The 10,163-nt window shown below is 34.8% G+C and carries 14 protein-coding genes and 1 pseudogene; 8 read left to right on the top strand and 7 right to left on the bottom strand.

Features of this window, described 5'->3' with window-relative positions:
* Positions 1–326: 326 nt before the first annotated feature.
* Positions 327–1,766, bottom strand: a complete 1,440-nt coding sequence (locus QMF37_RS17910; protein WP_283479086.1) for an SIR2 family protein — start codon at positions 1,764–1,766, stop codon at positions 327–329.
* A 73-nt stretch (positions 1,767–1,839) separates the two neighbouring features.
* Complete coding sequence (locus QMF37_RS17905; RefSeq protein WP_283479085.1) at positions 1,840–2,286, bottom strand: TIR domain-containing protein; 447 nt, start codon at positions 2,284–2,286, stop codon at positions 1,840–1,842.
* Positions 2,287–2,618: 332 nt separating this feature from the next.
* Between QMF37_RS17905 and QMF37_RS17900 the strand changes: the two genes are divergently transcribed.
* Positions 2,619–3,188, top strand: a complete 570-nt coding sequence (locus QMF37_RS17900) for a recombinase family protein (RefSeq protein WP_240750357.1) — start codon at positions 2,619–2,621, stop codon at positions 3,186–3,188.
* Between the two features lie 235 nt (positions 3,189–3,423).
* Here QMF37_RS17900 and QMF37_RS17895 read toward each other — a convergent pair whose 3' ends face one another.
* A complete protein-coding gene (locus tag QMF37_RS17895; protein WP_149456178.1) occupies positions 3,424–3,822 on the bottom strand; it encodes a PBECR3 domain-containing polyvalent protein in 399 nt (132 codons plus the stop codon).
* Between the two features lie 359 nt (positions 3,823–4,181).
* Between QMF37_RS17895 and QMF37_RS17890 the strand changes: the two genes are divergently transcribed.
* The 3 genes from QMF37_RS17890 (at position 4,182) to QMF37_RS17880 (ending at position 5,354) form a co-directional block, all read left to right on the top strand.
* Positions 4,182–4,346 carry a hypothetical protein gene (locus tag QMF37_RS17890; protein WP_283479084.1) on the top strand — a complete coding sequence of 55 codons (165 nt, stop codon included), beginning with the start codon at positions 4,182–4,184 and terminating at the stop codon, positions 4,344–4,346.
* Positions 4,347–4,451: 105 nt separating this feature from the next.
* Positions 4,452–4,877, top strand: coding sequence for a DUF4275 family protein (locus QMF37_RS17885; protein WP_283479083.1), 426 nt, complete (start codon positions 4,452–4,454; stop codon positions 4,875–4,877).
* Between the two features lie 114 nt (positions 4,878–4,991).
* Positions 4,992–5,354: a hypothetical protein gene (locus QMF37_RS17880; protein ID WP_283479081.1), complete on the top strand. Its 363-nt coding sequence runs from the start codon at positions 4,992–4,994 to the stop codon at positions 5,352–5,354.
* Between the two features lie 44 nt (positions 5,355–5,398).
* Here the strand turns inward: QMF37_RS17880 and QMF37_RS18335 are convergent.
* The 3 genes and pseudogenes from QMF37_RS18335 to QMF37_RS17870 all read right to left on the bottom strand — a co-directional run.
* A pseudogene (locus tag QMF37_RS18335) lies at positions 5,399–5,500 on the bottom strand (DUF4181 domain-containing protein); the annotation flags it as partial.
* A 192-nt stretch (positions 5,501–5,692) separates the two neighbouring features.
* A complete protein-coding gene (locus tag QMF37_RS17875; protein WP_065524384.1) occupies positions 5,693–6,295 on the bottom strand; it encodes a hypothetical protein in 603 nt (200 codons plus the stop codon).
* A 130-nt stretch (positions 6,296–6,425) separates the two neighbouring features.
* Entirely contained in the window at positions 6,426–6,881 is a 456-nt protein-coding gene (locus QMF37_RS17870; protein ID WP_283479080.1) for a hypothetical protein, read from the bottom strand.
* 745 nt (positions 6,882–7,626) lie between these two features.
* On the opposite strand from QMF37_RS17870, the gene QMF37_RS17865 reads away from it, so the two are divergent.
* Entirely contained in the window at positions 7,627–7,995 is a 369-nt protein-coding gene (locus QMF37_RS17865; protein ID WP_283479079.1) for a hypothetical protein, read from the top strand.
* A gap of 388 nt (positions 7,996–8,383) precedes the next feature.
* A complete protein-coding gene (locus QMF37_RS17860) occupies positions 8,384–8,584 on the top strand; it encodes a hypothetical protein (protein WP_283479078.1) in 201 nt (66 codons plus the stop codon).
* A 250-nt stretch (positions 8,585–8,834) separates the two neighbouring features.
* Here the strand turns inward: QMF37_RS17860 and QMF37_RS17855 are convergent, their stop codons facing one another.
* Positions 8,835–9,215: a hypothetical protein gene (locus QMF37_RS17855; RefSeq protein WP_283479076.1), complete on the bottom strand. Its 381-nt coding sequence runs from the start codon at positions 9,213–9,215 to the stop codon at positions 8,835–8,837.
* A gap of 222 nt (positions 9,216–9,437) precedes the next feature.
* Here QMF37_RS17855 and QMF37_RS17850 point away from each other — a divergent pair, with 222 nt between their 5' ends.
* Entirely contained in the window at positions 9,438–9,761 is a 324-nt protein-coding gene (locus QMF37_RS17850) for a MerR family transcriptional regulator (RefSeq protein ID WP_283479075.1), read from the top strand.
* Positions 9,762–9,785: 24 nt separating this feature from the next.
* On the top strand, positions 9,786–10,016 hold the full coding sequence (locus QMF37_RS17845; protein WP_283479074.1) for a hypothetical protein: 231 nt from the start codon (positions 9,786–9,788) through the stop codon (positions 10,014–10,016).
* Positions 10,017–10,163: the final 147 nt, after the last annotated feature.

The following is a 10,163-nucleotide window of genomic DNA, read 5'->3' as shown; positions in this document are numbered from 1 at the left end:
TGTATGGACGAGCTGGATTTCAAGTATTGAAGAATCGGATTCTTTACCAGTGGTAACTATTTTGAAATAATGGCCTGATTTTTTACTCAAGGTCACAATCAATTTCACCAAAAAAGCGTAAGAACCTTTCTAGAATGCCATAAACAAAGCGTTCGTAAAAATATGCATTTCCAACAGAAAAGAAGAAGCTCAGCCACAAGCTTCTCTCTTCCAATAAGGTTTGATATGTGAACTAATTCTATAGAGAGACACTACTTACTTAATAATTCAACTCTCTCTATATTGTTTTTTAATAATAATCATAATCTCTATCGCATTTTTTAAAATTAATGTTTTACTAGTTCATTAATTATTTTTATGATTGCTTCGATTAATTCGTCTTTTGACTTTGTTGAGTCGCCTAAAATCTCATAAAAAGGTTTTAAAGAAGGTACACCAACATATTTATCGAAGTTGTCCATTACATTTTTCCACAAAGTATGCGCAGTAAAACCGGTGGCACCTACAGGTATTGGTATTGTGCCATTTTCTGTTGAAATTTTGAATTCTTCAATCATTCCATTAGCCTCTAAGATTTTACTGGAATCTTTATCTTTTTTATTTCCAAAAATAAAGACGGAAATACCTACATTGGAAAGCATTTCTTCGCGATATTTTGTCCATAGTTCATTAAGTGGAAGTTTTCCAGAAGTGTTTTGTGGGAAAGGTTTTGGCTTTAGCCTACCTTCTATATTCCTAGAGTTATTTTGGTAGAGTTCCTCTAAGGCTCCTGAAATCAGAGAACTTCCTATTCCCAAGCCAAATCCTGTTACAATATTATTTTCATTTTTAATTATTGCTTTACTTAAATTTGTACTAAACTCAAATGCTGACGTTTCTTCCCATTCCCCATATACTGTCGCACTTCCTGAAATGAATACATTCTTTCTTCTAATAATCTTTTCTATATGGTTCAAAATAGCTGTAATTTCTTCATACTGATCTACTAGTAGCACATTAATTTTATAACGCTTTAAATCTCTTATTCTTAATTCTTGTTTAACCTCCGCATACCGATGCTCATCTTCAACTTCGTAATCACTTTTGGCAACTTTCTTCATAAAACAATAATGATTTCTAGAGTTTTCACCTAACAGTATTCGGATTCTGCTAAGAATATATGATAAGTTCGGATCATCAAAACTAAACCCAATAAATAAAAAGGTTTTAGAAACTAGGTCACCTTGCAGCGCTGTACTAAATAACCTTCTTGTTAAATCATATCCTTCATAATCGTCTTTTGTTAAAACCGCTTGATGAGCCATGGTGCTATCTCCATGCATTTTATAAACAATAGCATCAGTATTTGTCATTGTATGGCTAAGATTCTCGGGAACCATCTTTGTATCTACTTTTTTATTGTTATTTTCTAAATTTAATTCTATTAACTTATCATAATTAGTCGTCCAGTAAGTTTTTATTGGTAGTCTAGCTAATACTTTATGATTTTCTGTGACCTTAACATCTTTGGTAAACTCATCTACTAAAATTTGATTTATTTTAGAGCGTCCTTCAAATTCGTTAACGTGATATTGAGCTAAAGCAATCAAATCATGTTCGATATCAATGTCTAAATCAAGATCTTCAGCTACTTCTCTCATTAAATCTTTCCAATTAACATAACCTGCTGGTTGAGATAATCCTGCACCTGCAAAAATAGCAGCGTTAGATTCACTCATCGCTCTAACATAAGTTCTTATAAATTCTTTGATTTTCGCATTATACATTGATTAATCTCTCCTTCTATAAAGAAATAAAGAGTGGTACTTTTTAAAGTATCACTCTTTCCGAGTTTTTCTATTAATTTGCTGCTGTATATGCTTCCTCTACCCATTTCGAGAACTTTTCACTGTCAAATGGCCAGTTATAAACCTTATATCCATTCGCAAGCAATTTCGCCGGAACCGCACCTTTGATATCAATTTCGCCCTCTCTATTTTTAATATTATTTATATGAATTCCCAAAATACCATTGCCTCTTTTGATACTTTCTTCAATTTCATAGTTTATATATTTTCTTCCAGCTGACTTTGCTCCTATCAGTACAACAGTTACAGAGGTGTTTTTTAAACCCTCATCAATCAAATTTTTAATTGCTGTGTCTCCTTTTTCCTTTGCCTTCTCCCAAAGCGAAGCATCATGAAATCCTGCAGCAGAAGAACCGATGACAACCCCACTATTCCTTACTACATTTGTTCTCCAAATATCTCTCTGATAATGAAAGCTAAAAAAAGCTCTTTTTGCCATGTCAATTCCTCATTCCCTATTTTTAAATTTTAATATTTTAATTATAACATTTTTCCCTATATTTAGAAAATTATTGAGGTACCATTTATTTAGCTTTTGTCATTTAGAAAAAGAGATAAGTAATCGGAATTTAATTAACCATGAATCGTGCACTTGCTATCTATGTTCCAAAACTCGTCCTTTTCTGAACACGACACTCGTCGGTTTGAAAAGGATCTTTTTTCATGCGTTTCGTGTTATAAAACCCTGTACAGTATTCTATGTACATTAAGCACTCGTTTTTTATCTTATGGTACAATAAATTCAACGAAAAAGAAGAGAAGAGGGATCAAGTGCTCATTGGATATGCGCGTGTGTCTACAGGATTACAAAATTTGGATTTACAGATGGATGCGTTAACAGCTTATGGCTGCGATAAAACATTTCACGACAAAATGAGTGGAACGAAAAAGCAACGGCCCGGTTTAGAAGAAGCCATCTCGTATGCTCGTGAAGGAGATACGATTGTCGTTTGGCGATTGGATCGCTTGGGACGAAATATGCAGGACTTGATTCAACTGGTAAATGCCTTAAATGAACGGGGTGTCGCCTTCCATAGTTTGCAGGAAAACTTGACGATGGATAAACGCAACGCAACGGGGCAATTGATGTTCCACTTGTTTGCAGCGTTTGCCGAGTTTGAACGGAACTTAATTGAGGAGCGTTCGGCTGCGGGACGAACTGCTGCCAGAGCAAGAGGCCGACTGGGTGGCAGACCAGAGAAATTTGGACCGAAAGATATTGAAATGATGCGTTCTTTGATTCAAGGGGGGACCCCCATTAAAGATGTGGCTGAAAGATGGGGCGTTTCTCGTACGACCATCTATCGTTACTTGGAAAAAAAGGAATCCTCAAGAATATGAGGCATAAGAGATAAGATAGGAGAAGAACAAAAAAAGCCTCTAACCGAAGTTAGAGGCTTACATATTTAGGGGGTTATTACCTGGGCGGCGTATCCAGGATCTCTGGTAACTCATCGTGAGCGCGTGGGGAACCTTTCCCACCTTAATAACCCGTATAACCTGATTAACATTCTTTACAAATAATCTTTTCTTACCTCAATCATAACACAAAACGTGTTTTATTCAAGCTGTTGGCTTATTCGTATACTTGAACCCGTCCGCTTGCCAGTCTCTTCTTAATTTTATATTCGGCATTATCTAATACATAAAAAGAGGACACGAATACATATCCACTCGGGTCCAATTTAATGGCCAATAGAAGATAGTTACTAATGAATTTATACAGTTCAACGCTATTTGGAACTTTTGGGTTTTGGCCGATGTAATCGGGATTTAACAGAATAGATGGAAGTTCATCCTTATATTGATTCCAAACGAGTGGATGATTTCGATTAATATGCTTGATGGCACCAGGATAGATAAACACATCTTCTTCAATGAAGGTAACGCCTGTTAGTTTAGTAATTTTTTCTCGATTTATTTTTCCGACTACTAATCGGCCAGAAGAATTTTCGTTGAACTGATTAATATCCATGACGGAACCTCCACTGCAAAATAGCAAACTCATCATAAGACCCACCGTGGTCCGCATTATGAAGAGGCGTGGTGGGTTCTGTTAACAAGATTATATCATATTTTGATGCTGTTCCTTCTATTATATAGTGTTCGAAAGAGTGGATAGCAATAGGCGAACGTTCGTAAAGCCTTTGGATAGGTTTCCGAACGTTTATTACTTGTTATTTTAAAAGGATTAGAGCGTTCGTAATGGTGTACTTTTACGAACGATTTTTTAGTGAGAGACAATTATATCGACTTCAATCTATAAAGCTCTAGAATGGTAAAATAAGTATGATAGAAACGTGAATCAAAAATGAAAGTGAAGGTAATAGTAGAATGGCACATCCATATGAAAAATATGAAAATACAGAGCTATGGAAAAAAGTAAATCAGGTATTAGATGAGTTAGTTGAAAATCAGGACATTGAGGAAATAACAAAGAGAGAATATATTGTTGGATATATCTGCAAGAAGCTCATAGAAACGGAGGAACCAAAATAACATAGAATATCAAGGAATTGAATGTAACTTATGTGCAGTTAAGTTACATTCAGTTAGAACAATAAAAAGTGACGATATGGGTCATTTAAAAAAGGGGTTAGTAGATTGGATGAATTTTTACATAAACAAACATATCAATTACAGGACAAGAATCTTAGCTTTACACTAGTACCAAACAAAGGGAATGTGCTAGAGCAAAAATGGGAAGAAGCTTTTGCCAAGGGTATCAGCCAATCTCAAAAGCGTAAGATAGCTTTTAAGCAATGCATGTGGAATGTCTTTAGCTGGAGGAAAATCGAATGTTTAAAAGAGCAACAAGCGATAGAAGCATTTGATTTGCAGAAAAAAGCAGGATGCTATCTTATCTGCACATCTAGCGAAGAAGCAATACATATTACAAAGGCTAATCGACTCAAAGCGAAAGATATCACTCATGTAGGCAGTGATCTCTATATTGTCGATGAACACTTCACCTGGACTTATGTTCTAACTCACGAAGAAGACTGCGGTCCTTATTTTTATAGCCCTTAAGATTCCTCTGTTCTTTAGTTAAGCTAGAGAACAGGAATGAGATGATTGAGCATTTCGAAAGATAGAAAGCTGTAAGATTTTTTTTCAATCATGACGAAAATAGGAAGTGAAGATATGGGACGTTTAAAAAAGTTTTTGCATAAACTGTTCTTTGAAAAATACGATCAATTTGCAGAGGAATTAGGTTATCCGGATTGGAACATTGCTTCAGAAAATACTTTTGGCATCTATGAAATGGAAGGAGATACTTGGTACCATGCTACTCAGCTTCCTGATAAAAAATGGACTGTATGGAATGATGATGAGGCAGAACCACCATACGCTTTTGAAGTATTTCCGTCTTGGGATGAAGCCATTAGAAAGCTGCGGAAATTGTTTGAGGAGAGTGAATTGCCGGAAGATCATTGGAAGCCTGAAGGTTTTGATGAAGGTGAAGATGCTTTTTTGAAAGAACCTGATAGAGAGAGAATGTTGTAATCGACCGTGATTTTGAATGTAACTTATTGTGAATTAAGTTACATTCAAAACCCCAATACCATTGCAACCATAAAGAAGACCCTGATACTCGAGTCGATTTTTTTGTGTTGATTATTTACATGGTTATGTGAAAACGCTTTTGGTTTTTCGACTCTTAATCACCTTCGTAAGATAGCATTAAATAAAGCCATTAACACGAATAAAATGATCAGTAAGAGAAATAAATGTAACCAGAACGATGGTTCAACTCCATACATGAAATGTCCTACCTTTAAGTTTTCAATAAAATTAAAAAGCGCTGACAGTTTTCAATGGGAAGCTGTCAGCGCTTTTTAATTTTAATTAGGTTTATTCATAATTTGTTCTGTCATATCTTCATTTACATCGAAAGAGATTTTGCCAATTTTGCCCTCTTCTGGACAAATAGCTGATCCAGTAATTTCGTATTCTTTAGTTTCACTATCGTTTTGATAATTAACTTGAACGACAAAACTATAATAATCTTTATTAGTTGAGCTCTGATCAATCTCTATATTTTCAGTTTTCATCTTATAATCATTTGTTGAATGGTAATAGAAAGCAAAAGGTTTAAAACTAGAGTAACCATTTTCTGTGAAATACTCTCCATAAGTCATTTCTAGATAATCCTCATATACTGCTAATTCAGGCGCACCATCTTCATAAGTTTGGACATCGTCTTTTATCATATTCTCTTCAATATCGTTAGTGATTCGAAGATATTCCTTATCTGGACCATTAAATTCTTTTTCAAGTACAGCGGTAATTGCAGATAAGTTTCCATCACCAGTGCTTATTTCATTTAATGTATTACTTTCTTTTTCTGAAGTTTTATTTGTACATGCAGCAAGTACAAAGCAAAGAACAAGTAAACTCAATATAGGAAATAGGCTTTTTCCTTTTAAGTTAATAATTTGGTCCACTCCCCTTTTTTTCCTATAAGTAAGATTAAGATTTTATCAAATTAAATTTCATTTGTTAGGAAAACTTAATTACTCTTGTCTGTTTCTTTTTTTCATCTATGGAGAGGTCAATAATTAATAATTTAGCACGTTACTTCAAATGAATGTTCCATGTATATCCATCGAATGGAGAAGCCTTTAAGGAAGTGTTAGTACGCAATTTATCGATATTTAGTAATTTAACAGTCGTGCCAATTTTATTGCCAAATGCTTGAGACGCATACTTACCGAGTTTAGTTGCTCCATTTGCCCAAGGGCTGAATTGACTAACTATTACATCCATACATTTTGTACATTGACTAGAGTCACCACGTAAAACATCTACCCCATTGACATAAACATTTCCTTTGCCACGAGGAGCCATCACATGTTTCCCCCCAGATGGACAAGGTATATATAGGACTCCAAAATCTCCACCTTTCGATGTTACGTTACTTTCATGACTTTCATAATCATGCAAATTAGTGCGAGTAGATGCATTAACTGGAGATAAAAAAACAAAACTTAATAAAAGTAACGCAAAAGTAAAGATGATTAATTTTTTCATCGTTACACCCCTTTTTTATTTTATTGATAAAAAAATTATTATTTCTGATATCAGTAATAAATGTAACTTAATTAACAAATTATGTATATACTTATTTTAGAAATAATAACAAATATTTTATAAATGCCCTATTTCAGACTTTTTACTTCCAAAACAAAGAAAATTACTGGTTGACCATATCAAATGACTTCAATTAAAGTTTTAATTTATTAGAAAATAGAAATTCAGTGAAATTTTTTATTCTTTTTGTTATTCGGCATTACTTTCAAATTTCGCTTTGTTCAGATCGTTCTTTTTTGCTAGGGTTTTTTATTCTCCAAATGTAGAAAATCGTTAGTGAAATATAAAAAATTGTAGCTAAAATAATAAAGACTTTATCTTGAGGGTAGGAAAAGACGTCATTAGTAAATACTATCAAGTAAGCAATCCAAATACTGATAATCTTAAGCAGCTGATTCGCAAGATTAGATTTAAACATTTCATGGTCTCCTTTACTAGAAAATACTATTACTTTCACTTGATAATATGTATACCATTATTCTCCATAAAGGTTTCATTTTTCTAAAAAATTAGTCTCCAAAGGGATTTTTCTATTGAATTTGAATGTAACATAAGTGTAATTTAGTTACATTCAAAGTCCTTATTCCAGAGAACTTCAAAGCATCAGAAGTGAAAGTAAATTTACTAGAAAAAATGACACATTAAAAGTACTTGTCACAATTTAAGCGCAAAAAGGAGCATGACGATGAAAAATAAGCTTTTGATAGGGTTATTAATCGTCAGTTTGGCCATTAATTTATTTCTGCTGGCGGATTGGCTTTTATTTCAACCTACAGAGGAAGAAGAAATCGTGTTAAGCGAAATGGTCCAGAAAACGGTGGAAAGTCCCGATTACCAAACGATTTCCAGTAACGAGAAGATTATTGCGATCAATGGATTCGTTGAGAAGTCAAAAGGTGGCGCATTCCCTTATTACTTTACCGTAAATGTTTATACAGATACGCAAACCCATACTTTTGATTGTGCGGATACGGATTGTTCAGCCATGAAAAGAATGGGAACCATGTATTCCATTTACCAAGAGGAAGACCCACGCCTGCCCTTTGATCACTAACTAGGCTTGAAAGAAGTGTAAACTATGCGGAATAAACAGGATGAAATCAAAGGCCTACAACCGTTCCAGCCATGGAAAAAACCAAAGACATGAAATAAAGGTTGAAGAGTAATAAGAGAAAGTAAGTTTGCTAAAAAAATAATACATTTAATAAGTTGTTCCATGAATTTTAAAGCGGTGTTTCAAGAGGAGGCAAGTCTACATATCGCAGCTTATCGGAACTCTATAAAAGTAAACTAGAGAAGGTGCTGGTCCTGAGTATCTTCTTTTTTCGTTTAGGTAAGTGTACTTTTACAAACAGTTTTATTTTCAGAATCATCTAGCTATTGTTTTAAATTCTGAGTATATTTAAGTTAAGAATTCCGATTTTATCTTAGGGGGTTGAGCTATGTTTTCAACACATCCGAAATTAGTCATTGCCACTTACGTCGTATTGACGATCAGTATGCTTCTGCTGTTGTTCCTGTTTCCCAACAACGAGTACAAGATTTGGCTGGCCATCCTAATCTCGTTCATCGTCTGGCTCCCATTCGATATACTCTGGTTGAGACGCAGACGAGAACAAAAACGCAATTCAACAACAAACTAGTTTAATAAAAATAGACAGCCAGTAACTAAGGCTGCCTATTTTTATGGCAAAAAACAATTGAAACGGATGGTTAAGCTATGGGATTGGACATGTATTTAGAAACCTTACCGGAAGTCCCACAAGAAAAATAAAAAAGAAGATGCTATGAGCTCAACATTTTTTGTTTTAATTTCTTCCGATAACCTGTGATATGTAAACTTGTCTAACTGTATTTAAAAGGTGTTTATATTTTTCTCTGTTTACTTATTATTTACTTTTTATTAATTAATATTAACTTTTCTGTTTGTCCATTCCACGTAATCTCAACTTCTATTTCTTCATCTTTTTGAATAACTGCACAGCCCTGACAGGCTCCTCTTCCAGTATTCGCTGTTCCATTTACTAAAGGTACGTCGATTCCCGAAGAACTTCCCCCAGAGTATTTGATGCTATAATCCATGGTTTCCGGACCTGATTCTTCTCCTCTAAAGTTAATGGTGCCAGTTTGTTGCTGCTCAGTCGGATTAGAAACATCAACTACATAAAATACATCCCAATTGTCACTGCTGCCTGAAAAATTATACCGATCACTGCCGTTTCCACAACCACTCAAGATAAATAGTAAAATTATTAATGAAATACTTTTTTTCATTCGTCTTCCTCCTAGGAATTAATAATTTTCTGTACTGAGTTCTGTTATCAATATACCAAAATAAACCAATCCTTAATATAAAAAGTGGAATATTCATTCTTCTCTATTCTGAAATTCGTGCACTTAACTATTTCTTCATTTTTACAAACTCAATTTTGAAAAAGAGATGCAAGCATAACGGAACTCTTATAACATGAAAATAAAAGAGGTGGTGAGCGATTGATGATGACTCCCAGTGAAGTTTGTAAGCAATTAAGTATTTCTACTTCGACGTTAAGAAAGTACAGCCTTCGCTTTGAATCGGAAGGGATTCTTTTTAAAAGAAACAAAAGTAATAGCCGAATTTACACCGTCACAGAGGTCGCGGCGTTACGGGAGTCTATGACGCTCACAAAAAGCGGTGGCAAAACGTTCGAAAATGCTGTCAGAGAAGCTGCTGAAGGGCTAAAAGGCGCGTCTACAATAACGCCAGAAAACGGCGTCACAAGCACACCGCCGCGGCGTCATGACGACGTCGCGACAGCCGTTATTTTGAAAAAATTGTAAGACATTGAAAAAGAGAATCGAAGTTTGAAAGAAGAGATGCGAAAACGGGATTCTTTGTTTGTAGAAGCCTTAGAAGAGATGAAGCATCAACTGGATCAGATAGAGGCACATCAGCAGCAGCTAGTTGCACCAACACCCGAAAAACCAGAGATAGATGCATCAGAACCGTCCTCAGAGGAGCAAGAAAGCGAACCGGAACCGATAATGCCTAAAAAAGATACACGAAGTTTATGGGCGAGGATCTGGAACAAATAAAAGGCACTGATTTAGGGATTTTGAATGTAACTTATGTGCAGTTAAGTTACATTCAAAAAATTTAAGAGAGTAGTTTTACAAACTTTAAATAACCGTAATTATTAGGCGAGCAGCTAGATATCAGCCAAGTTCTCTTGTTTGGTGTCG

It is taken from the genome of Planococcus sp. S3-L1, assembly GCF_030063085.1.
Taxonomy (GTDB): domain Bacteria; phylum Bacillota; class Bacilli; order Bacillales_A; family Planococcaceae; genus Planococcus; species Planococcus kocurii.
Note: the sequence above shows the minus strand (reverse complement) of the source record. Positions and strands in the feature narration are given on the sequence as shown.